A 26,506-nucleotide genomic window follows, 5' to 3' on the forward strand; every position below is an offset into this window, starting at 1 on the left:
AAAACAACGCCCGAGGGGCGCAGTTGTCCACAGCTCCAAGTGGCTGTGGATAAATCAACAACCAAGATCAACGTCAGCCGCCACTCGGGTGAATTACTGCCCACCACCGCGATCTATTGTGTGATCCAACTCACAGCTCTAGTGTGAGGACAGGACTGCTCCCACCACCGAGCGCAGGGAAGTGCGGCCATGGTCGGCTCTCCGAGTACTTCTCCCGGTGCGGTAGCGGCGCTTTTCGAGCGCCGCGTCGCGCCGGGTGGAGAGCTGGGCGGGCAGGCGGAGGCGGTGGCCCAGGCGTGTCACGGGATGGCGCTGCGGTTCCACCGCGGCGGGAAGCTCGTGGTGTTCGGAAACGGGGGCGCGGGCACCGACGCGCAGCACGTGGCCGTGGAGTTCGTGCACCCCGTGATCGTCGGGAAGCGGGCGTTGCCGGCGATTTCGCTGACGGCCGACGTCGCGACCCTCACCAGCGTCGCGAACCGCCAAGGGCTCAATGAGATTTTCGCCTACCAGATCAAGTTCCTGGCCGAGCCGCAGGACATCGCGCTCGGCATCTCGTCCGACGGCGACTGCGCCAACGTCCGGCGAGGCCTCGAAGCCGCCCGTGAGCTGGGGATGCTCACCATCGCGCTCACGGGCGGGACCGGCCCGGGCACCATCACAGCCGACCACGTGCTGCGAGCGCGCTCCGACGACCCCCGCGTGGTCAAGGAAATCCACGTCACGACCTACCACGTCCTGTGGGAACTCGTGCACGTGTTCTTCGAGCAGCCCGGTGTCCTCGCACCGGAGGTGGCGTCATGAACGCCCGTGACGCCGACAGAGCACCGGCCCCCGCCTGTCACGACGGGGTGTGCATCACCTGTTCCGATATCGCGGTCGAAGTGACCGTCGTCGAACTCCTGGACCTCGGGTTCGCAGTCGTGGATACCGGCCAGGGCAGGGAAGAAGTGAGCGTCGCACTGGTGCAAGCCGGTGTCGGCGATCGCATCCTCGTCCACGCCGGCGAAGCCATCGCACGTCTGGAGATTCCCGAATAGCCGAGGGAGTTGAGCGGCCATGGCAAGGGATTCCGTGGGCGCGAGTGGACTGGAGGAGCTGTACCCGTTCCTGTACTCGGGTACGAGCGATCTCGATGCCGTCCTGACCCAGGTCCGGCAGTCCACAGTGGAGAAAGCCCGCGAGATCGTCGCACTGCGCCGCCAGGTTCTCGAGACCGACGGCGAGCGCCTCGCCGCGTGCGCGCGCGACCTCGCGCAGGCGTTCGCCGGCGGTGGCCGGTTGCTGGCCTTCGGCAACGGCGGCAGCTCCACCGACGCGCAGGACCTCGCGAGCCTGTTCCTCAGCCCCGACAGCCCCGACGGCAACGCGAGGCCACTGCCCGCGTTCGGCCTCACCAACGACATCGCGGTGATCACCGCCCTGTCCAACGACATCGGGTTCGACGTCGTGTTCTCCCGGCAGGTCGCCGCGTTCGGCCGCCGCGGCGACATCGCCGTGGGCCTGTCGACCAGCGGGAACTCGGCGAACCTGCTGTCCGCGTTCGACGAGGCCGCGCGCCGAGGCCTCGTCACCGTCGGCATCGCCGGGTACGACGGCGGCAAGATGGCCGAACTGCGCTCGATCGACCACCTCTTCGTGGTGCCGTCGCCTTCCGTGCACCGCATCCAAGAAGCCCAGACGACCCTTTACCACGCACTGTGGGAACTCACCCTCAGTGCGCTCGACGACCTCGAGGGTGAACAGCCGTGACCCACGCCCAAGAAGAAGAGAAGCCCATCCACATCCTGTGGATCAACGCCGGACTGTCCTGCGACGGCGACTCGGTCGCGCTGACCGCCGCGACGCAGCCGAGCATCGAGGAGATCGTGCTCGGCGCGCTGCCCGGCCTGCCGAAGATCCAGGTGCACTGGCCGCTGATCGACTTCGAGTGCGGTCCGGACAAGGGCGCCGACACGTTCATCGAGTGGTTCTACAAGGCCGACCGCGGCGAGCTGGAACCGTTCGTGCTGGTCGTGGAGGGGTCGATTCCCAACGAGGCCATCAAGGCCGAGGGCTACTGGTGCGGCTTCGGCAACAATCCCGCCACCGGCCAGCCGATGACCACCAGCGAATGGCTCGATCGCCTGGCGCCCAAGGCACTCGCCGTGGTCGCGGCCGGCACCTGCGCCGCGTACGGCGGCATCCACGCCATGGAGGGCAACCCGACGGGCGCGATGGGCGTGCCCGACTACCTGGGCTGGGACTGGAAGTCCGGCGCCGGCCTGCCGATCGTCTGCATCCCGGGCTGCCCGACGCACCCCGACAACTTCTCCGAGACGCTCACCTACCTGCTCTACCAGGCCGCCGGCCACGCGCCGATGATCCCGCTCGACGACCACCTTCGTCCACAGTGGCTCTTCGGCGCGACCGTCCACGAGGGGTGCGATCGAGCCGGCTACTACGAGCAGGGTCAGTTCGCCGAGGAGTACGACTCGCCGAAGTGCCTGGTGAAGCTCGGCTGCTGGGGCCCGGTCGTGAAGTGCAACGTGCCCAAGCGCGGCTGGATCAACGGTGTGGGCGGCTGCCCGAACGTCGGCGGCATCTGCATCGGCTGCACCATGCCCGGCTTCCCGGACAAGTTCATGCCGTTCATGGACGAACCGCCCGGCGCGCACGTCTCCTCGATCGCGAGCGGCGCGTACGGCTCGGTGATCCGACGCCTGCGCAAGATCACCGAACGCAAGGCCGACGCCGAACCCAGGTGGCGGCACAAGGGCAAGCAGCTCGAGACCGGCTACCGCTCCTCCTGGCGCTGAAGGGACTGGGGACATGACGCAGACACAGCCGAAGAGCGGCGGCAAGGCCGAGACCGACCTCGTCGAGATGGCGTGGGACCCGATCACGCGCATCGTAGGCAGCCTCGGGATCTACACGAAGATCGACTGGGCGGCCAAGAAGGTCGTGGAGTGCCACAGCACGTCTTCGGTCTTCCGCGGCTACAGCATCTTCATGAAGGGCAAGGACCCGCGCGACGCGCACTTCATCACCAGCCGCATCTGCGGGATCTGCGGCGACAACCACGCCACGTGCTCGGTCTACAACCAGAACATGGCCTACGGTGTACGCCCGCCGCACCTCGGCGAGTGGATCATCAACCTCGGCGAGGCCGCCGAGTACATGTTCGACCACAACATCTTCCAGGAGAACCTCGTCGGCGTCGACTACTGCGCGAAGATGGTGGCCGAGACCAACCCCGGCGTGCTGGAGCTGGCCAACCGCACCGAGGCGCCGCACGCGCGTGACCACGGGTACAAGACCATCGGCGACATCATGCGCTCGCTCAACCCGTTGGAGGGCGAGTTCTACCGCGAGGCCCTGCAGGTCAGCCGTTCCACGCGCGAGATGTTCTGCCTCATGGAAGGCCGCCACGTCCATCCGTCCACTTTGTACCCGGGCGGCGTCGGGACGATCGCAACGGTGCAGCTGTTCACCGACTACCTCACCCGGCTGATGCGCTACGTCGAGTTCATGAAGCGCTGCCTGCCGATGCACGACGACCTGTTCGACTTCTTCTACGAAGCCATCCCCGGTTACGAAGAGGTCGGCCGCCGGCGCATCCTGCTCGGCTGCTGGGGCAGCCTCAACGACCCGCAGTACTGCGACTTCACCTACGAGAACATGGAGTCGTGGGGCCGCAAGATGTTCGTCACGCCCGGCGTGGTCGTCGACGGCAAGCTGGTCACCACGAGCCTGCTCGACATCAACCTCGGCATCCGGATCCTGCTCGGCTCGTCCTTCTACGAAGACTGGGAGGGCATGGAGAAGTTCGTGACGCACGACCCGCTGGGCAACCCGGTGGACGCGCGCCACCCGTGGAACCAGCACACGATCCCGCGCCCGCAGAAGCGCGACTTCGACGACAAGTACTCGTGGACGATGTCGCCGCGCTGGTTCGACGGCACCGACCACCTCGCGCTCGACACCGGCGGCGGCCCGATCGCCCGGCTGTGGGTCACGGCGCTGGCCGGCCTCGTGGACACCGACTACGTGAAGTCCACCGGCCACAGCGTGGTGATCAACCTCCCGCGCACGGCGACGAAACCCGAGGTCAGCTTCGAGTGGAAGATCCCGAAATGGAGCAACGCGCTCGAGCGCAACCGAGCGCGCACGTACTTCCAGGCCTACGCGGCCGGGCTCGCGCTGCACTTCTGTGAGCAAGCGCTCGCCGAGGTCCGCGGCGGCAACACGAAGACGTGGGAGCCGTTCAAGGTGCCTGAGGAAGGCGTGTCGTGCGGGTTCACCGAGGCGGTGCGCGGGGTCCTTTCGCACCACATGGTGATCAAGGGCGGCAAGATCGCGAACTACCACCCGTACCCGCCGACGCCGTGGAACGGCAGCGTGCGCGACTCCTTCGGCACGCCGGGCCCGTACGAGGACGCGGTGCAGAACACGCCGATCTTCGAGGAGAACACGCAGGAGAACTTCAAGGGCATCGACATCATGCGCACCGTGCGCAGCTTCGACCCCTGCCTGCCGTGCGGCGTGCACATGTACACCGGCAAGGGCAAAACGCTCGACCGGATCCACACCCCCCACGCGTTCGGCGGAGAGGTGTTCTGAACCATGACGGAGCGCGACATCGGCCAGGTCGGCGAACGCATCGAGCAGCTCCTCGGTGAGCTCGCGGCGGAGGCGGGCGGCACCGTGGCGGACAAGGCCGAGGACCTTGTCCACACGCTGCTCGAGTTCTACGGCGCCGGCCTGACGACGATCGTGTCCGTCCTGCGAAAGGACGTCGCCGGCGAGGTGCTGCTGGAGCGCCTCGCCGGCGACGACCACGTGCGGGGCCTGCTGGTCCTCCACGACCTGCACCCGAAGTCCACTTTGGACCGCGTCAGCGAGGCGCTCGACGAGGTGCGGCCGTACCTGGGTTCGCACTCCGGAGACGTCGACATCGTCGGCATCGACGCCGAAGGCGTGCTGCGGCTGCAGCTGCAGGGCACGTGCGACGGCTGCCCGTCCTCGACCGTCACGGCGAAGATGGCGATCGAACGCGTGGTGCGCGAGGCCGCGCCGGAGCTCACCGACGTCGTCGTGGCCGGGGTGGTGCCCGAACCGACCGGCCCCGGCGGACGTCCGCTGCTGCCGCTCGAAACAGTCGAGTGCCCGGTCCCCCTGGAGCAGGCATGACGGGCGGTCTGCGCAAGTTCCTGACGCCGGCCGAGCGACCGGCGCGCGGTGAGAGGTGCGAGCTGTGCACGGAGCCGATCGGCGTCGGCCACGGGCATGTGATCGACCTCGAATCCCGCATCATCATGTGCACCTGCCGGGGCTGTTATCTGCTGTTCACGCACACCGGTGCAGGCGGCCACCGGCACCGCGCGGTGCCGACGCGGTACCGGCACGCCGCGCGGTTCGCGGCGGGCTCGGCGCTGTGGGAGACGGCCGGGATCCCCGTGCGGATGGCGTTCCTCTTCTACAACTCGATGCAGGAGCGCGCGGTCGCGTTCTACCCGAGCCCGGCCGGCGCGACGGAGTCGCTGCTGCCGTTGGACACGTGGACGGAGCTGCTGCAGGAGGAGCCCGAGTTCGCCACCGTGGCCCCCGACGTGGAGGCGGTGCTGATCAACAAGCACGACGTCGGGTTCGAGGCCTTCCTCGTGCCCATCGACGTGTGTTATGAGCTCGTCGGCCTGGTCCGCCTGCACTGGCGCGGATTCGACGGCGGCGCCGAAGCGCACGAAGCCATCGACCGCTTCTTCGCCGACCTTCGCGCCCGCGGAGAGGTCGCCGCGGATGGCTGAGCTCACCTTCGACTGCCTGGACGTGCGCCCGGTGAAGTACGCGGCGTCGCCGACGCTCGCGTTCAGCATGAAGATCACCGAGCTCACCGCCCAGCCGATCCACGCGCTGGTGCTGCGGGTGCAGCTGCGGATCGAACCGCAGCGGCGCCGCTACAGCAGCGGGGAGTCGGAACTGCTCACGAACCTGTTCGGTGACCCGGCGCGGTGGGGCGAGACGCTGCGGCCATTCCAGTTCGCGACCGTGGCGGTGATGGTGCCGAGCTTCACGCGCACCACGGAGTTCCAGCTCGAGGTGCCCTGCACGTACGACCTGGAAGTGGCCGCCGGCAAGTACTTCCACGCGCTCGCCGACGGTGTGGTCCCACTCGTGCTGCTGTTCAGCGGCACGGTGTTCGCGAAGGGTGGTCCGGGGTTCTGGGTCGAGCCGGTGCCGTGGCACACCGAAGCCGAGTGCCGGATGCCGATCGCCGCGTGGGACGAGCTGATGAACCAGTACTTCCCCAACGTCGCGTGGCTGAAGCTGCACCGGGAGACCGTCGACGCGCTGCTGCGGTACAAGTCGCGCCACGCCATCCCGACGTGGGACGCGGCGATGGAGCACCTGCTGACGAACGTGGGTGATGGCCCGTGACCAGCGTGTTCGACCAGGCTCGCGCCGTCGGCGACGCCGTGCTGTACGAGGGGTACCTGCTCTATCCGTACCGCGCGTCGGCGCGGAAGAACCGGGTGCGCTGGCAGTGGGGTGTGCTGATGCCGCCTTTGTACGCGTCGGAGGAGCGCGGCGACTACGCGACTTCGCGCACGGAGTGCCTGCTGGAGCCCCGCAAGCACACCTCGGTGCACCTGACGCTGCGGTTCCTGCAGGCCCAGGAACGCCTGGTGCACGACGGCCACGGATTCGTCGACTCCGTGACCGTGGCCGGCAAGGACTACACGACGTGGGACGAAGCCGTGGAGCACGAGCTGAACTTCGTGGTCCCCGTGGCCGAGCTGCTCGCCCAGCCCGTGGAGCTGCCGTTCTCCGTGCCGCCGGCCGAGACGCGCGAGTGCGTGGGCGACCACTGCACGCTCGTGCGCCGCTCCGGCGAGCTGACCGGTCTGCTCACGGCTCGCCTCGACGCGCTCGACGGCCCCTTCGGCGGCACGCGGCTGCGACTGGACCTGCGCAACACGAGTACGTGGCCGTCGGACGGCGTCCGCGAATCGGCGCTGCGCAGGGCGTTGCTCGCGGCGCACGTGATCCTGGCGGTGGACTCGGGCCACTTCCTCTCGATGCTCGACCCGCCCGAATGGGCGAAGCCGGCCGTCGAGGCGTGTGTGAACGAGCGCGTGTGGCCGGTGCTGATCGGCGGGTCGTCGCGAAGCGGGGTGATGCTGGCGTCCCCCATCATCCTCTACGACGACCCGTCGATCGCGCCCGAAAGCCCTGGTGAGCTCTTCGACGGTACGGAGATCGACGAGATCCTGACGCTGCGCACGATGGCGCTCACCGACGAGGAGAAACGCCAGGCCCGCGCGACGGATCCCCGGGCGGCCGCGCTGCTGGACCGCGTGGACGACCTGCCGCAGGAGCTGCTCGACCGGCTGCACGGGACGGTGCGGTACCTGCGTTCGGTGACCGGCGAGGAAACCGATCTGCGGGCGAACCCTGCTTCACCCATGAACCCTGTGCCGTGGTGGGATCCCGGAGCCGACTCGTCCGTCTCCCCGGAGACCGACGGCGTCGTGGTCGCCGGCGTCCGCGTGGCCGCGGGCTCCCGCGTGCGGCTGCACCCGAACCTGCGTGGCGCCGACGCCCAGGACATGTTCCTCACCGGCCGCGTCGCCACCGTGCGCGCCGTGCTGTCCGATGTGGACGGAACCACGCACGTGGCCGTGACCCTCGACGACGACCCGGGCTCCGACCTGCAGAACGCCCACGGCCGCTTCCGCTACTTCTCCCCCGACGAGCTGGAGCCGACATGAGACCACAGGTGCTGGTGGCGGGGATCGGCAACATCTTCCTCGGCGACGACGGCTTCGGCGTCGAAGTGCTCAAGCGGCTCGAACACGAAGAGCTGCCGGAGTGGGTGCAGATCGCCGACTACGGCGTCTCCGGCCTGCACCTGGCCTACGACCTGCTCGGCGGCTACGACACCACGATCCTGCTCGACGCGACGCCGCACGGGGTCGAGCCGGGCACGTTGTCGCTGATCGAGGCCGACGTGGACGCCATGGCTTCGGCGCCCGTGATCGACGCCCACGGCATGCAGCCCGAAGCCGTGTTCCGACTGCTGCGGCTGCTCGGCGGCGACGCGGGGCGCGTGCTGATCGTGGGCTGCGAGCCGAAGTCGGTCGAGTCCGGGATCGGGCTCAGCAAGGAGGTCGCGGCGGCCGTGCCCGCGGCCGTGCGTGCGGTGAAGGAACTGGCGTGGGGCAGCACCCCACGTCTCCCCCAAGACTCCCTCAAGACGGAGGTCTGACCATGTTCAAGCGGGTGCTGCTGCTGATCGTGCTCATCGGTGTGGTGGCGTGGGTCGCCCGGCTGGTGAAGCCGGACGTGCAGCGTTACGTCGACATGAGCCGGAAATAGCCGTGTGCCTCGGCATTCCGGGCGAGATCATCGAGATCAGCGAGGAGCGTCCGGACCTCGCGAAAGTCTCGGTGTGCGGGGTGAAGCGGGCCATCAACATCGGCCTGCTCGCCGACGACCCACCCGCGCCGGGTGAGTGGATCCTCATCCACGTCGGGTTCGCACTTTCAAAAATTGACGAGGAGGAGGCCGCCGCGGCGCTGGAGTTCCTGGAGAGCATCGGGAAGGCGTACGAGGACGAGATGACCGCCCTCCTCGAATCTCGGATCGACTGATCGATCAGGAGGAACCATGCGGTTCGTCGACGAGTTCCGGGACGCGGACAAGGCGCGGGCGCTGTCCGCGAAGATCACCGCGCTGTGCGAGCCCGGCAGGCACTACAAGTTCATGGAGGTGTGCGGGGGCCACACGCACACGATCTACAAGCACGGCCTCGAGGATTACCTGCCCGAGAGCGTCGAGCTCGTGCACGGCCCGGGCTGCCCGGTGTGCGTGATCCCGATGGGCCGGATCGACGACGCGATCAGCATCGCGCGCCGGCCCGGGGTGCTGATGACCTCGTTCGGCGACATGATGCGCGTGCCGGGTTCGGGCGGCAACTTCTTCGACTCCAACGCCGAGGGCACCAACATCAGGATGGTGTACTCGCCGCTCGACTCGCTGAAGATCGCCCGGCAGAACCCAGACCTGCAGGTGGTCTTCATGGCCATCGGGTTCGAGACGACCACGCCGTCGACCGCGATGACGCTGCTGCGCGCGGCCGACGAGGGCCTCCCGAACTTCTCGGTGTTCGCCAACCACGTGACGATCGTGCCGGCCATCAAGGCCATCCTCGACTCACCCGACCTGCGGCTCGACGGGTTCCTCGGCCCGGGCCACGTCTCGACGGTGATCGGCTGCCGGCCGTACGAGTTCATCGCGCGCGACTACGGCAAGCCCGTGGTGGTGGCCGGGTTCGAGCCGCTGGACATCCTGCAGTCGATCTACCTGTTGATGGTGCAGCTGTCCGAAGGCCGCGCCGAGGTGGAGAACCAGTACTCGCGCGTGGTGCCGTGGGACGGCAACCTCGTGGCGCTCAAGGTGATCAACGAGGTGATGGAGCTGCGGCCGTACTTCGAGTGGCGCGGGCTCGGGTTCATCTCGCACTCGGCGATGCGCGTGCGTGAGAAGTACGCGGCGTTCGACGCCGAGCGCCTCTTCGACGTGCCGGGCGTGCGGGTGGCGGATCCCAAGGCGTGCCAGTGCGGTGAGGTGCTCAAGGGCGTGCTGAAGCCGTGGGAGTGCAAAGTGTTCGGCACGGCGTGCACGCCGGAGACGCCGATCGGCACCTGCATGGTCTCGCCCGAAGGCGCGTGCGCGGCGTACTACAACTTCGGCCGGTTCAGCCGCAAGCGCGTGCGGGAGGCGAGCCACGCATGACCACCACGGAACGCGAGCAGCAGGTGCTCGACCGCATCGAACGCGCCCGGCGGCGGCGCGCGAAGGTGCGCGAGGAGCGCATCACCCTGTCCCACGGCTCGGGTGGCAAGGCCACACACACGCTGATCGAGGCGGTGTTCCTCGACGCGTTCCGCAACCCGCTGCTGGAGCCGATGGAGGACGCGGCCGCGCTCGCCATCGGCGGGGCGCAGCTGGCGCTGACCACGGACTCGTTCGTGGTGTCGCCGCTGTTCTTCCCCGGCGGCGACATCGGCGACCTGGCCGTGAACGGCACGGTCAACGACCTCGCCGTGTCCGGCTCACGGCCGCTGTACCTCACGGCCGGGTTCATCCTCGAGGAAGGGTTCCCGGTCGAGGACCTGCTGAAGATCGTCGACTCGATGAAGGCGGCGGCGCTCGCGGCCGACGTGCAGATCGTCACCGGGGACACGAAGGTCGTGCAGCGCGGCAAGGGCGACGGCGTGTACATCAACACCGCCGGCATCGGCGTCTCGATCCGTTCGGGACTGGGCGTTTCCTCGGTTCGGCCGGGCGACGCGGTGCTGGTGTCGGGGCCGATCGGGGACCACGGCGTCACGATCATGCTGGCCCGTGGCGAGCTGGACATCGACGCCGACATCGAATCGGACACCGCGCCCGTCCACGGGCTGGTGGCGGGGCTGCTCGCGGCGGTGCCCGGGGTGCGTTCGATGCGCGACGCGACCCGCGGCGGCGTGGCAACGATCCTCAACGAGGTCGCGGCCGGCGCGCAGGTTTCGGTGATCGTGGACGAGAACGCCGTGCCCGTGCGCGACGAAGTGCGCGGCGCGTCGGAGCTGCTGGGCATCGACCCGCTGTACGTGGCGTGCGAGGGCCGGATCGTGACGTTCGTCGACGGCGCCCAGGTCGACGCCGCGCTGGCCGCGCTGCGTTCGCACCCGCTCGGCGCGGAGGCGGCGGTGATCGGCCGCGTCGCCGACGACCCGCCGGGCCTGGTGCTGCTGAACACCGCGTTCGGCGGCACGCGGATCGTGGACATGCTGGTGGGCGACCCGCTGCCGAGGATCTGCTAGTGCACGAGATGTCGATCACGCAAAGCGTCGTGGACGCGATCGTCTCGCGGCTGGGTTGGCAGGCCGTGCGCAGTGTGCGGTTGGAGATCGGGCGGCTGTCCGGCGTGGTGCCGGACAGCGTGCGGTTCTGCTTCGACGTGGTTTGCGAGGGGACGTCGTTGCAGGGCGCGGAGTTGGAGATCGACGAACCGCCCGGGCGGGCCGCGTGCCGTGACTGCGGGGCGGAGTTCGGGATCGACGACCCGATCCTGCTGTGCGCGTGCGGCAGCGCGAACGTCGAGGTGCTGACGGGGCGGCAGCTGCGCATCAAATCCGTGGAGGTGGTTTGAGGTGTGTGCGACGTGTGGTTGTTCGGACTCGGCTTCGGTTCATTCGCACGCTGATGCTCATTCGCACGCGGCGGACCATTCGCACGCGGAGGGTTCTCACACTGTGGTGCTGGAGCAGGACGTGCTGGCCAAGAACGATCATCTGGCCGGGCACAACCGGTCGCGGCTCGCTGAGCTGGGTGTCTTCGCGGTCAACCTGATGAGCTCACCGGGGGCCGGGAAGACGACGTTGCTGGAACAGACCGTGCGCGCTTTGGGTGCTTCAGTGCCGCTCGCGGTGGTGGAAGGTGACCAGGAGACCCTGCTGGACGCCGACCGGATCAAGGCTTCGGGCGCGCCGGTCGTGCAGATCAACACCGGCGCGGGCTGTCACCTCGACGCGACGATGCTCTCGCGCGCGCTCGACACGTTGGCGCCGGCGCGGGGTTCGGTGGTGTTCGTGGAGAACGTCGGGAACCTCGTGTGCCCCGCGTTGTTCGACCTCGGCGAGGCGGCGCGCGTGGTGATCATGTCCGTGACGGAGGGGCCGGGGAAACCGCTGAAGTACCCGCACATGTTCGCGTCGACGGATCTGGTGCTGCTCAACAAGATCGACCTGCTGCCGTATGTGTCGTTCTCGGTGCCGGAATTCCTGCACGACCTGCAGCACGTCAACCCGGACGCGCGCGTGGTGGAGATCAGCGCGACCCGGGGTGACGGCCTGGACGAGTGGTACGGCTGGCTGCGACAGCGACCTGGCCGAGGCTGATGCCGCCGTCGTTGGTCGGCACGCGGGAATGGGTGAGGACGCGGAAACCGTTGTCTTCCAAGGACGCTACGGTTCTTTCCAGGAGCAGAAGGTTCTGGAAGACGCCACCGGACAGGGCGACTGTCTGGAGGCGGGTCGTGTCGCGCAGGCGGGTGCAGGTTTCGGTGATGGCTTCGGCGACGCCGTTGTGGAAGCGCGCGGCGACGACCGCGCGTGGGGTGCCGTGGTCGAGGTCCTCGACGACGGCTCGGAGCAAGTCCACACCGGACAGTTCCGTCGGGGTCTGCTCGCAGTGGTAAGCACTGCCTTCTGAAGGATCGGCGAGTTGTTCCAGTTCCACGGCGGCCTGGCCCTCGTAGTTGATCTCGTCGCGGACGCCGAGCACGGCGGCGACGGCGTCGAACAGCCGGCCGGCGCTGGACGTCAGCGGGGAAGCCAGGCCGGTGCGGGCGAGGCGGAGGACGTCTTCCCACTGGTCTTCGTGGCGGGCTCGGAGCGCCGTCGACTGGGCGTCTGCGGCGTCGAGGTAGGCGGCGGCCATGCGCCAGGGCTGGCGGATGGCCGTGGTGCCGCCGGGCAGCCGGATGGGCGCGAGGTGCGCCAGGCGGTCGAACCCGGCAAGGTCGGCTTTCAGGAACTCGCCGCCCCAGAGCGTGCCGTCGGTGCCGTAGCCGGTGCCGTCGAACGCGACGCCGAGGACGGGGCCGGCTTCGCCGTTGTCGGCCAGGCAGGAGGCGATGTGGGCGTGGTGGTGCTGCACGCCGACGAGCTCGACGTCTTCCAGGTCCAGGGCGTATTTCGTCGACAGGTACTCGGGGTGCAGGTCGTGGGCGACGACTGTCGGCGTGAGGTCGAACAGCTCGCGGAAGTGCGCGATGCCGGTCTCGTAGGCCTTGAACGTCTCGTAGTTGTCGAGGTCACCGATGTGGTGGGAGAGGAACGCGTGGGTGTCCTTGGCCAGGCAGAACGTGTTCTTCAGTTCGGCGCCGCAGCCCAGGATGTGCTCGGTGAGCCTTGAGCGCAGCGTCACGGGCTCCGGCACGTAACCACGCGAACGGCGCTGCAGATGCACCCGGTCGCGCCACACCCGCACCACGGAGTCGTCGGTCCGGGTGTGTATGGCCCGGTCGTGCGTGAGGAAGGCGTCAGCGATCCCGGACAGCCTCGCGAAGGCGTCTTCGTCGCGGTAGACGATGGGTTCGTCGGACACGTTCGCGCTGGTCAGCACGATCGGCCGGCCGAGATCACCGAGCAGCAGGTGGTGCAGCGGCGTGTACGGCAGCATGACCCCGACGCGTCGGTTGCCGGGCGCCACCGAGGGCGCGAGCGGTCCGTTGGCGACGCGTGGGAGCAGCACGATCGGCCGCCGGTGCCCGGTCAGCGCTGCCGCGGCGATCTCGTCGACTTCCGCGATCTCCCGCGCGGCCGTGAGATCGGGGACCATCACGGCGAACGGCTTGTCCTCGCGGTGTTTCCTGCCGCGCAGCGCGGCCACGGCCGTCTCGTTCGCCGCGTCAACGGCGAGGTGATAACCGCCGAGTCCCTTCACCGCGACCACGGCGCCCGCTGCCAATGAGTCCACAGTGGACTCGATCGGCTCCCCGCCACCTGAGAACACCAGCCGTGGCCCGCAAGCCGGGCAGCACACCGGCTGCGCGTGGAACCGCCGATCACCCGGATCTTCGTACTCCAGCTTGCATTCCGCGCACAACGCGAACCCGGCCATCGTCGTCAACGGCCGGTCGTACGGCACCCCGCGCACAATCGTGAACCGCGGCCCGCAGTTAGTGCAGTTGACGAACGGGTACCGGTACCGCCGGTCCCCCGGATCCCGCAGCTCGGCCAGGCAGTCCACGCAGGTCGCGCTGTCCGCGGACACCAACGTCGCCGCCTCGCCGCCGGCCGGGCTGGCGACGATCTCGAACCCGATTGCTCCCGTGGCCGGCACTGACGTCACCCGCACGTCGTCGATCACAGCCAACGGCGGCGCCTCGGCCCGCAGCGCCGTCACGAAGGCGTTCAGCGCCTCCGAAGTGCCTTCAACCTCGACGAACACCCCGCGGCTGTCGTTGCCGACGAAGCCCGCGAGCCCGAACCGCCGCGCGAGCCCGTGGACGAAGGGCCGGAACCCCACGCCCTGCACCACTCCGTCGACCCGCACCGCGCAGCGCCCGAGCGCCATCGGCTCAGTCTGCGCCGCCCCGGCCGGGAGCGGAAGCGATGCGCCACTCCCGTGGTGAAACCCCGTAGGCCGCCTTGAACGAGCGGCTGAAGTGCGCCGCGTCCGAGAAGCCCCAACGATGGGCGACGGCGGCGACCGTCGCACTGGTGCGGCCCAGGTCGCGGCGCGATTCCGCCAGCCGCTGTTGCTGGATCCAGCGCACGACGGACACGCCGTCGGCCGAGAAGAGCTTGTGCAGGTAGCGCACGGAAATCCGGTGCGCTGCGGCGATCGTCGCCGGCGACAGGTCGGGCTCGCCGAGGTGGTCGGCGATGAAGGTGCGGATCCGCAGCAGCAGCGTCGGCTCGGGCGTCTCGGCGCCGTCGAGGACCAGCGATTCGAGCAGGTTCAACGCCGACGCGGCCAGCCGTTCGCCCGCCGCGCCTTCGGCCGCGGTGAGCCGCGCCAGGAACGGCGAGGCGAGCGCGGGCACGCCGGCGTCGGGGCGGAGCGTGGTGGCCGTGACGCGACGCAGGTCCGCGTCGCCGACGCCGAGGAACCGGCGCGGCACCATGAAGACCTTCATCTCGAACTCGCCGGGAAACCACAGCTCGTACGGGCGCGCGGCGTCGTAGAAGACCAGGTCGCCGGGGCGGATCACGGCGCGGCGGCCGTCCTGCGTGACCACGCCGGGGCCGAGCCGCTGCAAACCGAGGAGCACGAACTCGTCGCCGGCCTCGGCCACGAGCCGCGGAGTCCGGCGGACGCGCTGCGCGGCGGCGTGCACGGTGGAGAGCTGGAGGCGGCCGAGGCGGTCGTTGGCGACGGAGCCAGAGAACGCTTCGGCGTCGGGGGTGGCGACGTTGAGCGGCACGAACGAACGGCACACGACCTCGTGCCAGAAGGCCACGCGCTCGGCCTCCGGTTGCGTGTCGGTTGTCAGCACCATGCTCATCGCACCACCACCTGAGCAGCAAGTATGCGCTGATCCGAGCGCGACACACCAGCCGTGCGCTCTCCGTCAACCCCCGGTGCACTGTGAGGCAAGCCACGGGGTTCGGGTGCTCCTACCTTCGGCCGAACAGGCAGGCGAAGGGAAGGACAGCGCGTGATCACCTACTCGGGCTCTTTCAAGGCAGCGGCCGTGCAGGCGGAGCCGGTGTGGCTGGACGCCGACGCGACCATCGACAAGTCGATCGATCTCATGGCCGAGGCCTCGCGCAACGGCGCCGGTTTGATCACCTTCCCGGAGACGTTCGTCCCGGGGTACCCGTGGTGGCTGTGGCTGGATTCGCCTGCGTGGGGCATGCAATTCGTGGGCCGCTATCACGAGAACTCGATCAGCCTCGACAGCCCGCGCTTCAAGCGGCTGCTCGACGGCGCGAAGCAGCACGGCATCAACGTGGTGCTGGGCTTTTCCGAGCAGTCAGGCGGCAGCCTGTACATGGCGCAGGCGACGATCTCCGCCGACGGCGAGCTGGTCGGCGCCCGCCGCAAGCTGAAGCCGACGTTCGTGGAGCGCACGGTGTACGGCGAGGGCGACGGCTCCGACCTGGTGGTGCACGACGTCGCCGGCATCGGCCGCGTCGGCGCGCTGTGCTGCTGGGAGCATCTGCAGCCGCTCACGAAGTACGCGATGTACGGCATGGACGAGCAGGTGCACGTGGCTTCGTGGCCGAGCTTCTCCGTCTACAAGGGAGCGGCGTACGCGCTCGGGGCGGAGGTGAACACGTCGGCTTCGCGCATGTACGCGGTGGAGGGGCAGTGTTTCGTGATCGCTCCGTGCGCGCTCGTGGGTGACGCCGGGATGGAGCTGTTCTGCGACACCCCGATGAAGGAGCAGCTGCTGCAACGCGGCGGCGGGTTCGCGCGCATCTTCGGCCCGGACGGCAGCCCGCTCGCCGAGCCGCTGGCGGAGGACGAGGAAGGAATCCTGTACGCGGACATCGATCTTTCGGCGATCCCGCTCGCGAAGGCGGCGGCGGACCCGGTCGGGCACTACTCGCGGCCCGATGTGACGCGGCTGCTGCTGAACCGCACCCCGCGTCGTCCGGTGGAGGAAACGCGGCCGGCGCCTGAGCAGATCGAGGAAATCCCCGCCGAGCCGGCGGCTGTCTGACCCGTTTCGCCCCCCCGGCGTTGGCGCGCTCATCCCCCGTCACCGCTGGGTCCCCAAGGTTGTCCACAGCCATCCGGGCGTTGTGGACAACCTTGGTCCATTTCGGCTTCGTGGCCGGTTGTTGTCGGATGGCGGCGCTAGCTTCTGCAGGCATGACCCACTTCGAGCTCCAGCCCATCGCCCACGTCGAATCCTCGGTGAAGGATCTTGACGGGGCGCCGAAACAACCTGATGAGGGCGCGCCCTCGGCGTGGCTTGTGTTCTTGCCGTCGTTTGCCGAAGGCCTGCGTGATTTGAAGGCCGGTCAGCAGGTGCTCGTGTTCACCTGGCTGCACCTGGCCGACCGCTCGGTGCTGTCCGTGCGCCCGCGCAGCGACCCCTCACGGGCGATGGCCGGGGTGTTCAGCACACGCTCGCCCGCGCGGCCGAATCCGATCGGGCTGCACCGCGCGGAGATCGTCGAGGTCGACGGGTTGCGCGTGCTCGTTTCGCAGCTCGAAGCGATCGACGGCACCCCCGTGGTCGACGTGAAGCCGGTGCGATCTCCGGACGACGGGTAGAAATCTTCGCGATCGGTGAACCGCCCCCAGGTCGGCGTCCGTTTTCAGAGCATCGGACGAGAAGGTGGTGACGGATGACCGGGATGCGAGCCCGCCGGCAGGTGGCCGACGAGGCACTCGTGCGGACGTTGTTCGCCGAGCACGGCAAGGCGATGCTCGCCTACGCCACGCGGCTGCTCGGGGATCGCGCGGCGGCGGAGGACGTGGTGCAGGAGGCGCTGATCCGTGCGTGGCGCAACCCGGACAGCCTGGTCAACGGCAAGGGTTCCGTACGGGCGTGGCTGCTCACGGTCGTACGCAACCTCGTCGTCGACAAGGTCCGGGCGCGCGCCGCCCGGCCCACGGAGGTCGCCGAATCGCCGACGACCGTGCCGGTCGCACGTGACCACTCCTCGGCGGTGGTCGACTCGATCGTGGTGCGGGAAGCGCTCGACGGCCTGTCGCCCGAACACCGCGAGGTGCTGGAGCAGGTGTACCTGCACGGCCACACAGTGCCGGAAGCCGCAGCACAGCTGGGCATTCCGGCAGGCACCGTGAAGTCCCGCTCGCACCGCGCCCTGCGCCTGCTGCGCGAATCGTTCGGCGGCCGGCAACCGGTGGGTGCCGCGTGAACCACGACGCCCTCGACCACACCCACGCGATGACCTGCGAGCACTGCCGGAAGGAGGTGGATTCAGTGCGCGAGATGCAGGAGTTCCTCGAGGCGATCCCGCCCGAACTGCTCCTCGACGGCCCACCCGACGACGCGGACCTGCTGCTGCAACGCACGTTGCGGCAGGTGCGCTCCGAAGCGTCGGGTGCGCGCCGGCGCGGCAGAACGCTGGCCGCCACGGCTGCCGTGGCCGTGGTGGCCGCCGCGCTCGGCCTCGGCGCGCTGCTCGGCCACACCGGCACCGCGCCGCCCCTGCTCCCGGCCGCCGCCCCTGACCCGGACCTGGCAGTCGCGCCGAGGCCCGACCCCGTGCTGCTCACCGGCTCCGCCGGCCCCACCCACCTCTCCGCCGCCGTCACCCCGGCCCGCGGCTGGGTCCGCGTGGAAGCCCACGTCCGCGGCCTCCCGGACGGCACCCAGTGCCGCCTGGTCGTCCTCGGCAAGGACGGCACCCGCCAACTCACCGGCGGCTGGCAGTTCTCGACTTCGGCCACCGATGACGAGGCTGAGCTGTACGGCTCCGCCAGCATGCCCGCGTCGGAAGTCGCCGCGGTGACCCTGGAAGACATGGCCGGCCACGAGTTCGTCCGAACGGGGGTGTGAGCGGAAGTTCGTTGTGGCACAACCGAAAACCGGCGCCCGGTTCGGCAGTCCCGAGCGCCGGTGGTAGCCCGTGCTCGGCAGAGATGGTGCGGACAGTGGGTGCGGGCACTGCCGCTGGAGGACGGCAACACCCGCACCCGCTGTCGAATATGACCGGTCGTCTTACCGAATGTCAAGGAGGTCCCGACATCCGAAGCGCCATTCTCAGAAGGTGAACAGCACCTTGCCCGCGCGGCCGGGCTTGCGAGCGTGGTCGAACGCGGCCTGGTAGTCGCCGAGGGCGTAGGTTGCCTCAACCGCCGCTGCCAGCTCCCCGTTGGCCACGAGGCCGGCGAGCTCGCCGTAGACCCGCTCGATCTCCTCGCGCGGGGTGGAGCGGGCCTGCTCAACTCCCGTGCTTACGCCATCCACGCCGACAAACTCGACGACCCGGCCCTCGCCCACACCCTCCTGGCCCCCTTCGGCCAGGAGGCCGGCGCCATCCCGCCTCAGCGCCTGGACCTGGTCCGTGGCCTGCGGGGCAACTTGATGACGCTCCTGAGCACTGAAGACCCGGCCGAGGCCTGGGCGACGTTCACCGAACGCACGTCCGGCGTCGCCTTCACCCAGGACTTCTCGACCCCCGGCCAGGTCGTCCCCCACCAGATCACCGGCGACGCGGTCGTCGGCGGCATCACGCTGCACGTCGCCGAGCTCGTGGCGAACGGCACTTGGTCACGGCTTCGGATCTGCGCCAACCACGAGTGCGCCAGCGTCTTCTACGACACCACCCGCAGCCGCACGCGCCGCTGGCACTCCTACGAGATCTGCGGCAACCGCGCCAACGTCGCGACCCACCGCGCCCGCAAATCCGGCCGCTGACCAGGAGAAACCATGTACTTCCTCGCGACGGGTCGGATTCTTCGCCCCGAAGAAACCGCCGCCCACGTGCCCGAAGAGGTCCGCGAATTCGACCGCCTGCGCGCCGAGGGCTTCATCCAGGAAGTTTTCTTCCTGCGGCCCGGCCCGGGCGTGGTGAACGTCGTCGAAGCCGCTTCACGCGAAGACGCGGAAGCCAAGCTGGCGCAGCTGCCGTTCGCCTCCCTCGGCCTGATGGAGTTCGAGCTGGCAGAGGTCACGCGGCACTGATGGTCCTTTGTGGACTCCGTCCTTCGTTAGGGACAGACGTGTAGCTCGTTCGACTATTTCTTCGTCTGGCGCGAGACCTGCATCACTCCACCACGGCAACGTGCTCACCTCGACGCATACTGTGAAAAGACAGAGCTAACACAGTTACAGTTATGTCGAGAGGCGAACCTCATGACCACCCTGTGCTACGACGTCCTGGTCACCGCCGGCGCCAGACGTGAGCGCGGCCAGACGCTTCCGACGGGCGAGCCGATCATCTCCTCGCCGGTCTCCACCACGCTCATCACCGGGGCCGAGGACGCCGTGCTCGTGGACCCGCCGTTCCTCGACTTCCAGATCCGCGAGGTCGCCGACTGGGTCGTCCGCAGCGGCAAACGCCTGCGCCACATTTTCGCCACCCACGGCCACGGCGACCACTGGTTCGGCACCGCCGAGCTGCTCGAACACTTCCCCGGCGCCCAGGTCTACGCGACCCCCGGCACCATCGACGTGATGCACAAGCAGGCCACCGACGGCCGCGCTCAGATGTGGGACCTCGACTTCCCCGGGCGCATCCCGCCGTCACCCGTGCTGGCGCAACCGGTCCCCGAAGCCGGTTTCCTGTTGGAGGGCCACGTCCTGCGCGCGGTCGACGTCGGCCACACCGACACCGACGCCACCTCCGTGCTCCACGTGCCGGACCTCGGCCTCGTCGTCGCCGGCGACACCGTCTACAACGGAATCCACCAGTACATCCTCGAAGGCGGCAACGGCGGCCTGCAGGAATGGCTCCACGCGCTCGACCGGATCGCCGAACTCGAGCCGCGCGCCGTCGTCGCCGGCCACAAGAACCAGGCCCTGCCCGACGACCCGCTCACCATCGACCAGACGCGTACCTACCTGCTCGACGTCATCCGCCTGCTCGACACCAAACCGACCGCCCGCGAGTTCTACGACGAAATCCTGCGCCTGCACCCAGAGCGCCTCAACCCGGGCCCCGTCTGGTACGGCGCCGTCGCACTGCTGGGGGACTGAATGAACATCGAATCCGCGGGCCTGGACGCGAAGTCCGCGTACAAGCTCCTCATCGGCAGCATCATCCCGCGCCCCATCGCGTGGATCAGCACGGAGTCGACGTCCGGCGTCGGCAACCTCGCGCCCGTGTCGTTCTTCACCTGCGTCGGCCGCAAACCGCCCAAGGTTTCCCTGTCCATCCAACCGAAATCCGACGGCGCGACGCTCAAGGACAGCTTTGTCAACATCCGCGACACCGGCGAGTTCGTCACCAACATGGCTACACTGCCCCAGGTCTTCGCCCTGCACCGCAGCGCCACCGAGTTCGAACCCGACGTCGACGAGTTCGATGCGGTCGGCGTCGAAAAGGTCGCCTCGGCCCTCGTGAAACCCCCGCGCATCAAGGACGCGCCCGTCGCCCTCGAGTGCAAAGTGGACCAGATCTTCTCCGCCCCCGACGGCCTCCACCACATCGTCTGGGGCGAAGTCGTGAACTTCTACGTCCGCGATGACCTCTACGTCAACGGCCGCATCGACTTCGGCGCCATCGCCCCCATCGCCCGCCTCGCCGCCGAATACACCGTGGTGGACAACGCCTTCGTGCCCCCTCTGGACCCCGCCGTCCTCACCGAGCGCGCCTCCCGCCGCATGCGCCGCCTCGACGGCCAGGGCGAGGAATACTCCGCGGTGGACTCCCCGACGTGGTCGGCGTCGGGCTCCGTGCAGGGGTGAGGTTTCAGCGCTCGTTCCACCGGCGAGTACCACCAAGCCGTTGGTATCGCTGGCGCATGCCTTGGCGCGTCAGGCCACACGCCTCGGCGGCGTCGAGCTCGCGCCGACGAGCTCGGGGAACACGTGCAAGCCGTGGTTCACACCGCGCTGATCGGGCGGCAGGAAGTGGTCGAGCTGCGACCTGCTCCGAAGTGTCAGCAGAACCCCGAGCGCACCCGGACCCGGTCCGGTACCGAGCCGAACTCGGCCGGTTGGCAGGTGGTCTCGAGAACCGACATCCACAGGTCGCCGTCGGGGTCGACCTGGTTGCGGCGGCTGGTCATGAGGGACAGCGGGACGTGGACGAAGCGGCGCCGCCAGCGGGCGACGGCGGCTTCGGTGTGGCCCGCCATGGCGGCGTGCACCGCGGCGTGGGCCAGCCGCAGGCAGTAGACGGCGTCATAGGCGTTGGCGGCGATGCTGCGGACCGCGTAACTCGGGTCGATGTAGCGCATCGTGGGGGGCAGACCGACGGAAACGAGGTGTGCTGTGATGCGCTCTTTGAGCAGCTCCCCGATGTTGCCGAGTTTGACGTTGCCCGAGGCGTCGGTGCCGCGGCCGTTGAGCTGCGGCAGGCCGTGTTCTTCGAGGAGGTCCTGGCCCGCTCCCTCGGCGAGGACGATGACGACGAAACCCTTGGCTCTCACGCGCTGCTCCACGTGGGCCAGCAGGCCGTCGGCTCCCCCGAGAGCGAACGGGATCTCGGGGATCAGGACGATGTCGGCGGCGTTGGCGGACAACGCGGCGTAGCTGGCGATGAAACCCGAGTGCCGGCCCATCAGCTTCACGATCCCGACGCCGTTCGGGCTGGCCGCGGCTTCGACGGAGACCGCGGTGATGAAGTCGGTGGCCCGCGCGAACGCGCTTTGAAACCCGAAGGACTGGTCGGTGAAGGGCAGGTCGTTGTCGATCGTCTTCGGCACACCGATGACCGCGATGTCGAGACCACGCGCCCGGATCGCCTTGCTGAGGAACGTCGCCGCGCGCATCCCCCCGTCGCCGCCGATGACGAACATGATGTCGACGCCGCGCAGGACGAGGCTGTCGACCATTTCGTCGGCGTCCTGGCCGCCGCGCGAGCTGCCCAGGATGGTGCCGCCCGCGTTGTGGATGTCGCGAACGCGATCCGGCGTCAGTTCGACGGTGTCGTAGCGGTGCTGTTCCGTCAGGCCCTGGAGACCGTTGCGGAAACCCAGAATCCGCTTGACCTTGTAGTGCACCGCGAGTTCTTGCACGAGACCACGGATGACGTTGTTGAGCCCGGGGCACAACCCTCCGCAGGTGACGATGCCGGCGGTCACGCGCGCGGGGTCGAAATAGATCTTCCGCCGAGGACCGGCGGCTTCGAAACTCGGCACCTGGCCGGGCGGGAGGCTGTGCTCGGCGAGCATGGAAACGGTGTCCTCGAGCAGGACCCGGTCGCCCTCCGCGACGTAGTGCGGAGAGGTCTGCTTGGTGGAGAGCATCTCGGAGAACGGCGAGTCGTAACGGCACTCGCCGAGGCGGCGAACGCCGAGGTCGTCCAGGTGCAACGTCACCGTGTCTCCTTGATCTCGATGGTCAACGGGGTTCGCGTTGAGCGCGAACCAGCCGGGAAGTCAGTCGAAGGTGGTGTGTGTTACGTGGCGAACCTGGCCCCGGGAAATCAGGAGCGATTCGGTGATGGTCGCCCCGGCACCGCTGCGTGGCCGCCCGACCAGTGGCCCGCCGTTGACGCCGGTGGCGACGAAAAACGCGTCGCCGGTCACGAGCTCGCCACACTCGTAAACGCGGTCGAGGGACATGCCCGCGGCGCGGATGGCGTCCGCTTCGTCGTCACGTTGCGGGGCCAGGCGGCCCAGCATCCCGCCGCCCAGCGCGCTGACCGCCGCGGCGGTCAGCACTCCCTCGGGCGTGCCGCCGACTCCGATGAGCAGGTCGACGTCGAGCGTCGGCAGGAGCACCGCGAGGCTGCCCCCGACGTCGCCTCCCGCCGGGGTCTGCACGGCCGCGCCGGCCCGCACCACCCGGGCGATCAGGTCCTTGTGCCGCGGCTTGTCCATGATGACCACGCGCAGCTCGCTGACCTGCTTGCCAAGCGCCTTGGCGACGTTGGCCAAGGTCTCCTCGGTGGGATCGTCGAGATCGATGACGTCCTTCGCCGCGGCGGGCACCACGATCTTGTCCATGTAGAACCCGGGCCCGGGTGACCACAACGTTCCCGACTCGCCGAACGCGATCGTGGCCAGCGCACCGGGCAGGTCCTTCGCGCAGAACGACGTTCCCTCAAGGGGATCGACGGCGATGTCGAAGTCCGGGCCGTGGCCGTTGCCCACGACCTCACCGTTGAACAACATGGGCGCGTCGTCCTTCTCGCCCTCCCCGATGACGACGGTCCCGCGCCCGGGTGCGTCGGCCAGAGCCGCCCGCATGGCCGCGGTCGCGGCCGCGTCGGCGCCTTTCTGGTCGTGCCGGCCCACCCAGGCGTAGCTGGCCACCGCGGCGTGGCAGGTGGCGGCCAGCGCCACCGCCTCCAAAGTGTGGATGTCAACGCAAGCCCGCGCTTCGACCTCAGTCTGATACTGCATCTCGAACTCCTCTTCTCGTCTGTAGCATCAGGACAGTGAGATCGCGGCACTTGCGTTGCGGTCACTCGAGATTCGCGTGCAGCCGCCAAAGTTCGCGGGCCTGGCTCCCGCTGGTCTTCCACAATGCGTGGAACAGCGCGTCGGTGGTCAGTAGCACCGACTGCTCGAACAGGCTGCCGGCGTACTGCACGGAGGCGGCGCCGTCGAAGTCCTGCTTGTCCGCGGCCGGGATGATGAGCACCTCGGTCGCGGTCTTGGCCAGTGGTGACTCCGCCGCCGTGGTCAGCGCGATCACGTCCGCGCCCTGGTCACGGGCGGTCTGAGCGGCCCGCACCACGCGCGCCGTGGTCCCCGAGCCCGACGCCGCCACGAGGACGTCGCGCGCGCCGATCGCCGGCGCGGTCACCTCACCGACGACGTGGGTGGGGAGTCCGAGGTGCATGAACCGCATCGCGGCCATCTGCAGAGCCAGCCCGCTGCGGCCGGTGCCGATCGTGAACACGGCCGGAGCCTTGAGCAACAACGCGCCGGCCCGGATCCAGGACGGGGATTGCACTCCCGCGCTCACCCGGTCGACTTCGCCGATGACAGCTCGCGTTGCGTCCACGAACAGGCCGGTGTCGAGCTTCTTCGAAATCGAGTGCGTCACCGAGATCTTCCTCCACAACTCAAGTAGGACAACGAATTCACGGCCGCGCGGCGCGCACGCTCCGCCGGGCCGCTTCGACCACGGCCTCGGTGGTGATGCCGAACTGGCTGAACAGGGTCTTGAAGTCGGCCGAAGCGCCGAAATGCTCCAGTGACACGATTTCTCCCGCGTCGCCGGCGAACCGGTGCCACGGCTGCGCGATACCGGCTTCGACGATCACCCGCGCACGCACCGACGGGGGCAGCACCTTGTCCCGGTAGGACCGGTCCTGCCGGTCGAACCACTCCACGCACGGCACCGACACGACCCGGGTGGGCACCCCTTCGGCCTCGAGCACCTCCCTGGCCGCCACGGCCAGCTGGACCTCGGAACCAGTACCCACGAGCAGCACCTCGGGCCGCCCCGTGGACGCCTCGGCGAGGACGTAACCGCCACGGGCCACCCCCTCGGCGGAGGTGCCCTCCAGCGTCGGCAGGTCCTGGCGGCTCAGCGCCAGCCCGGCCGGACCGGCGGTGTCCTCCAGCACGGCCTTCCAGGCGTACGCGGTCTCGTTCGCGTCGGCCGGGCGGACCACCGACATCCCGGGGATGGCGCGCAGGGACGCCAGCTGCTCGACGGGCTGGTGCGTCGGGCCGTCCTCACCGAGGCCGATCGAGTCGTGCGTCCACACGTAGATGACGGGCAGCCGCATCAGCGCGGCCAGGCGCACAGCCGGGCGCATGTAGTCACTGAAGATGAGGAAGGTACCGCCGTACGGGCGGGTTCCGCCGTGCAGCGCGATGCCGTTGAGGATCGAACCCATCGCGTGCTCGCGGATACCGAAGTGCAGCGTGCGACCGTAGGGATTGGCCTGCCAGGCGTTGGTGGAGATCTCGACCGGGCCGAAGGAGTCCGCGCCCTTGATCGTGGTGTTGTTGCTCTCGGCCAGGTCCGCCGATCCGCCCCAGAGTTCCGGCAGCACGGCGCCGAGCTTGGCCAGTACCGCGGCCGACGCCTTGCGAGTGGCGACGCCCTTGGCGTCGGGCTGCCAGGTCGGCAGATCGTCGGCCCACCTGGCCGGCAGCGCGCGCCTGCTGATGCGGTCGAGCAGCGCCTTTTGCTGCGGGTTGCTCTTCGCCCAGGCGTCGAACTCCAGCTGCCACTTCTCGTGGTCGGCCCGCCCGCGCTCGGCCACCTCACGGGTGTGGCGCAGCACGTCGTCGTCGACCTGGAAACTCTGCTTCGGGTCCAGGCCCACGGCGCGCTTGACCGCGGCGAGCTCGTCTGCGCCCAGCGCGGCACCGTGCGCCTTGCCGGTGTTCATCTTGGTCGGGGCCGGGTACCCGATCACGGTGCGCAGCACGATCAGGGTCGGGCGGGTGGTCTCTGCCTTCGCCTGCTCGATCGCCGCCAGGATCCCGGTCACGTCCTCACCGCCGTAGACCGTAACGACGTGCCAGCCATACGCTTCGTAGCGCTTCGCGGTGTCCTCGGACAACGCGATGCGGGTGTCGTCCTCGATGGAGATCTCGTTGCTGTCGTAGATCACCGTGAGGTTGCCGAGCTGCTGCGTGCCGGCCAGCGACGAAGCCTCGGAGGTGACGCCCTCCTCGATGTCGCCGTCCGAGGCGACCACGTAGACCTGGTGGTCGAACGGGCTCTTGCCCGGCTCGGCGTCCGGGTCGAACAGGCCACGCTCGCGGCGGGCGGCCATCGCCATCCCGACCGCGGTGGCCAGGCCCTGGCCCAGCGGGCCGGTGGTGGTCTCCACGCCCTTGGTGTGCCCGTACTCGGGGTGGCCCGGGGTCAGCGAACCCCACTTGCGCAGGGCTTTCAGGTCGTCGAGCTCCAGGCCGTAGCCGGAGAGGAACAGCTGGACGTACAGGGTGAGGCTCGAATGCCCGGCCGACAGTACGAACCGATCCCGGCCGAGCCACTGCGCGTCGGCGGGATCGTGCCGCATGACCCGCTGGAACAGCGCGTAGGCGACGGGCGCGAGGCTCATGGCCGTGCCGGGGTGCCCGCTCCCGCAGTGCTCGACCGCGTCCGCCGCCAGCACGCGGGCAGTGTCCACCGCACGCCGGTCCAGCTCGGTCCAGTCTTCGGGGAGTCGCTTCGTGGTCAAGCGAACAAGCTCTTCGGCTGATTCAATCGCGCGGGAACGGGAGATCGATCCGTTTGCTGCCATGGACGCGCACTCCTGATAATTCTCACTCGGCACATTCCGGCCAAATTCGAAAATGTGATATGGGGTCTTTTTCGCTGTGTGCCGAGCCGGTGCCCGGCACACAGCGAGTGGGTTCGGTCAGGCGGTGGCGCGTTTTTTGAGTTCCTTCGCCGCGGCACCCGGGTCGGCGGCGTTGTAGATCGCGCCCCCCGCCACAGCGACGGTCGCGC

30 protein-coding genes are annotated in these 26,506 nt (G+C 69.0%); 23 read left to right on the top strand and 7 right to left on the bottom strand.

All coding sequences use genetic code 11. The features are described from left to right. The first annotated feature begins 189 nt into the window (after nucleotides 1–189). The 15 genes from AB0383_RS17605 to hypB all read left to right on the top strand — a co-directional run bounded on the left by AB0383_RS17605 (nucleotide 190) and on the right by hypB (nucleotide 11,927). Entirely contained in the window at nucleotides 190–804 is a 615-nt protein-coding gene (locus AB0383_RS17605) for an SIS domain-containing protein (RefSeq protein WP_366187874.1), read from the top strand. 47 nt (nucleotides 805–851) lie between these two features. Further along, nucleotides 852–1,040 carry a HypC/HybG/HupF family hydrogenase formation chaperone gene (locus AB0383_RS17610; RefSeq protein ID WP_220247300.1) on the top strand — a complete coding sequence of 63 codons (189 nt, stop codon included), beginning with the start codon at nucleotides 852–854 and terminating at the stop codon, nucleotides 1,038–1,040. 19 nt (nucleotides 1,041–1,059) lie between these two features. Next, nucleotides 1,060–1,752 carry an SIS domain-containing protein gene (locus AB0383_RS17615; protein WP_366187875.1) on the top strand — a complete coding sequence of 231 codons (693 nt, stop codon included), beginning with the start codon at nucleotides 1,060–1,062 and terminating at the stop codon, nucleotides 1,750–1,752. Then, complete coding sequence (locus tag AB0383_RS17620; protein WP_364171941.1) at nucleotides 1,749–2,798, top strand: hydrogenase expression protein HypE; 1,050 nt, start codon at nucleotides 1,749–1,751, stop codon at nucleotides 2,796–2,798. Before AB0383_RS17615 ends, AB0383_RS17620 begins: the two co-directional genes overlap by 4 nt. 13 nt (nucleotides 2,799–2,811) lie before the next feature. Then, nucleotides 2,812–4,602 (top strand): nickel-dependent hydrogenase large subunit, encoded by a 1,791-nt coding sequence (locus AB0383_RS17625; protein ID WP_364171942.1) that lies wholly within the window; start codon nucleotides 2,812–2,814, stop codon nucleotides 4,600–4,602. Between the two features lie 3 nt (nucleotides 4,603–4,605). Then, a complete protein-coding gene (locus AB0383_RS17630) occupies nucleotides 4,606–5,172 on the top strand; it encodes a NifU family protein (protein WP_364171944.1) in 567 nt (188 codons plus the stop codon). Then, nucleotides 5,169–5,786: a DUF5947 family protein gene (locus tag AB0383_RS17635; RefSeq protein WP_364171946.1), complete on the top strand. Its 618-nt coding sequence runs from the start codon at nucleotides 5,169–5,171 to the stop codon at nucleotides 5,784–5,786. Before AB0383_RS17630 ends, AB0383_RS17635 begins: the two co-directional genes overlap by 4 nt. Then, a complete protein-coding gene (locus AB0383_RS17640) occupies nucleotides 5,779–6,417 on the top strand; it encodes a DUF6084 family protein (RefSeq protein WP_364171947.1) in 639 nt (212 codons plus the stop codon). Before AB0383_RS17635 ends, AB0383_RS17640 begins: the two co-directional genes overlap by 8 nt. Further along, a complete protein-coding gene (locus AB0383_RS17645; protein WP_366187876.1) occupies nucleotides 6,414–7,751 on the top strand; it encodes a hypothetical protein in 1,338 nt (445 codons plus the stop codon). The genes AB0383_RS17640 and AB0383_RS17645 overlap by 4 nt, the downstream gene beginning before the upstream one ends. Then, nucleotides 7,748–8,248: a hydrogenase maturation protease gene (locus tag AB0383_RS17650; RefSeq protein WP_364171950.1), complete on the top strand. Its 501-nt coding sequence runs from the start codon at nucleotides 7,748–7,750 to the stop codon at nucleotides 8,246–8,248. Before AB0383_RS17645 ends, AB0383_RS17650 begins: the two co-directional genes overlap by 4 nt. 112 nt (nucleotides 8,249–8,360) lie before the next feature. Next, entirely contained in the window at nucleotides 8,361–8,633 is a 273-nt protein-coding gene (gene hypC / locus AB0383_RS17655; RefSeq protein WP_364171952.1) for a HypC/HybG/HupF family hydrogenase formation chaperone, read from the top strand. A gap of 16 nt (nucleotides 8,634–8,649) precedes the next feature. Continuing rightward, on the top strand, nucleotides 8,650–9,777 hold the full coding sequence (gene hypD / locus AB0383_RS17660; RefSeq protein ID WP_364171954.1) for a hydrogenase formation protein HypD: 1,128 nt from the start codon (nucleotides 8,650–8,652) through the stop codon (nucleotides 9,775–9,777). Next, nucleotides 9,774–10,850: a hydrogenase expression/formation protein HypE gene (gene hypE / locus AB0383_RS17665; protein WP_366187877.1), complete on the top strand. Its 1,077-nt coding sequence runs from the start codon at nucleotides 9,774–9,776 to the stop codon at nucleotides 10,848–10,850. Before hypD ends, hypE begins: the two co-directional genes overlap by 4 nt. Then, nucleotides 10,850–11,179 carry a hydrogenase maturation nickel metallochaperone HypA gene (locus AB0383_RS17670; RefSeq protein ID WP_366187878.1) on the top strand — a complete coding sequence of 110 codons (330 nt, stop codon included), beginning with the start codon at nucleotides 10,850–10,852 and terminating at the stop codon, nucleotides 11,177–11,179. The genes hypE and AB0383_RS17670 overlap by 1 nt, the downstream gene beginning before the upstream one ends. A 106-nt stretch (nucleotides 11,180–11,285) precedes the next feature. Next, nucleotides 11,286–11,927 carry a hydrogenase nickel incorporation protein HypB gene (gene hypB, locus AB0383_RS17675; protein WP_366187879.1) on the top strand — a complete coding sequence of 214 codons (642 nt, stop codon included), beginning with the start codon at nucleotides 11,286–11,288 and terminating at the stop codon, nucleotides 11,925–11,927. On the opposite strand, the gene hypF is transcribed toward hypB, so the two are convergent. Next, entirely contained in the window at nucleotides 11,857–14,109 is a 2,253-nt protein-coding gene (gene hypF, locus AB0383_RS17680; RefSeq protein WP_366187880.1) for a carbamoyltransferase HypF, read from the bottom strand. The genes hypB and hypF overlap by 71 nt on opposite strands. Before the next feature lie 4 nt (nucleotides 14,110–14,113). After that, the gene (locus AB0383_RS17685; protein WP_366187881.1) at nucleotides 14,114–15,043 is read right to left on the bottom strand and encodes a helix-turn-helix domain-containing protein; all 930 of its coding nucleotides are present in this window, start codon (nucleotides 15,041–15,043) and stop codon (nucleotides 14,114–14,116) included. A gap of 153 nt (nucleotides 15,044–15,196) precedes the next feature. On the opposite strand from AB0383_RS17685, the gene AB0383_RS17690 reads away from it, so the two are divergent. The 4 genes from AB0383_RS17690 to AB0383_RS17705 all read left to right on the top strand — a co-directional run bounded on the left by AB0383_RS17690 (nucleotide 15,197) and on the right by AB0383_RS17705 (nucleotide 18,022). Next, entirely contained in the window at nucleotides 15,197–16,207 is a 1,011-nt protein-coding gene (locus AB0383_RS17690; RefSeq protein WP_366187882.1) for a carbon-nitrogen hydrolase family protein, read from the top strand. 152 nt (nucleotides 16,208–16,359) lie between these two features. Further along, nucleotides 16,360–16,767: a tRNA (N6-threonylcarbamoyladenosine(37)-N6)-methyltransferase TrmO gene (gene tsaA, locus AB0383_RS17695; protein ID WP_364171966.1), complete on the top strand. Its 408-nt coding sequence runs from the start codon at nucleotides 16,360–16,362 to the stop codon at nucleotides 16,765–16,767. Nucleotides 16,768–16,841: 74 nt separating this feature from the next. Then, nucleotides 16,842–17,378 (top strand): sigma-70 family RNA polymerase sigma factor, encoded by a 537-nt coding sequence (locus tag AB0383_RS17700; RefSeq protein ID WP_364171968.1) that lies wholly within the window; start codon nucleotides 16,842–16,844, stop codon nucleotides 17,376–17,378. Then, nucleotides 17,375–18,022 carry a hypothetical protein gene (locus AB0383_RS17705; protein WP_364171970.1) on the top strand — a complete coding sequence of 216 codons (648 nt, stop codon included), beginning with the start codon at nucleotides 17,375–17,377 and terminating at the stop codon, nucleotides 18,020–18,022. Before AB0383_RS17700 ends, AB0383_RS17705 begins: the two co-directional genes overlap by 4 nt. Before the next feature lie 204 nt (nucleotides 18,023–18,226). Here AB0383_RS17705 and AB0383_RS17710 read toward each other — a convergent pair whose 3' ends face one another. Next, entirely contained in the window at nucleotides 18,227–18,433 is a 207-nt protein-coding gene (locus tag AB0383_RS17710; RefSeq protein ID WP_364171972.1) for a hypothetical protein, read from the bottom strand. A gap of 117 nt (nucleotides 18,434–18,550) precedes the next feature. Here AB0383_RS17710 and AB0383_RS17715 point away from each other — a divergent pair, with 117 nt between their 5' ends. From AB0383_RS17715 to AB0383_RS17730, 4 genes are all read left to right on the top strand, one after another. Further along, the gene (locus AB0383_RS17715; protein ID WP_366187883.1) at nucleotides 18,551–18,883 is read left to right on the top strand and encodes a CGNR zinc finger domain-containing protein; all 333 of its coding nucleotides are present in this window, start codon (nucleotides 18,551–18,553) and stop codon (nucleotides 18,881–18,883) included. Between the two features lie 12 nt (nucleotides 18,884–18,895). Then, on the top strand, nucleotides 18,896–19,150 hold the full coding sequence (locus tag AB0383_RS17720; RefSeq protein ID WP_366187884.1) for a hypothetical protein: 255 nt from the start codon (nucleotides 18,896–18,898) through the stop codon (nucleotides 19,148–19,150). 171 nt (nucleotides 19,151–19,321) lie between these two features. Then, nucleotides 19,322–20,164, top strand: a complete 843-nt coding sequence (locus tag AB0383_RS17725; RefSeq protein WP_366187885.1) for an MBL fold metallo-hydrolase — start codon at nucleotides 19,322–19,324, stop codon at nucleotides 20,162–20,164. Further along, nucleotides 20,165–20,875: a flavin reductase family protein gene (locus AB0383_RS17730; protein ID WP_366187886.1), complete on the top strand. Its 711-nt coding sequence runs from the start codon at nucleotides 20,165–20,167 to the stop codon at nucleotides 20,873–20,875. It begins immediately after the preceding gene. A gap of 194 nt (nucleotides 20,876–21,069) precedes the next feature. Here the strand turns inward: AB0383_RS17730 and AB0383_RS17735 are convergent, their stop codons facing one another. The 4 genes from AB0383_RS17735 to tkt form a co-directional block, all read right to left on the bottom strand. Then, nucleotides 21,070–22,452 (bottom strand): ATP-dependent 6-phosphofructokinase, encoded by a 1,383-nt coding sequence (locus AB0383_RS17735; protein WP_366187887.1) that lies wholly within the window; start codon nucleotides 22,450–22,452, stop codon nucleotides 21,070–21,072. 60 nt (nucleotides 22,453–22,512) lie between these two features. Next, nucleotides 22,513–23,481, bottom strand: coding sequence for a class II fructose-bisphosphatase (glpX, locus tag AB0383_RS17740; protein ID WP_364171985.1), 969 nt, complete (start codon nucleotides 23,479–23,481; stop codon nucleotides 22,513–22,515). A 61-nt stretch (nucleotides 23,482–23,542) separates the two neighbouring features. Further along, nucleotides 23,543–24,130 carry a 6-phospho-3-hexuloisomerase gene (gene hxlB / locus AB0383_RS17745; protein WP_220245706.1) on the bottom strand — a complete coding sequence of 196 codons (588 nt, stop codon included), beginning with the start codon at nucleotides 24,128–24,130 and terminating at the stop codon, nucleotides 23,543–23,545. Between the two features lie 37 nt (nucleotides 24,131–24,167). Beyond that, nucleotides 24,168–26,297 carry a transketolase gene (gene tkt, locus AB0383_RS17750; protein ID WP_364171987.1) on the bottom strand — a complete coding sequence of 710 codons (2,130 nt, stop codon included), beginning with the start codon at nucleotides 26,295–26,297 and terminating at the stop codon, nucleotides 24,168–24,170. Nucleotides 26,298–26,506: the final 209 nt, after the last annotated feature.

It is taken from the genome of Amycolatopsis sp. NPDC051373 (genome assembly GCF_040689465.1).
Lineage (GTDB): Bacteria > Actinomycetota > Actinomycetes > Mycobacteriales > Pseudonocardiaceae > Amycolatopsis.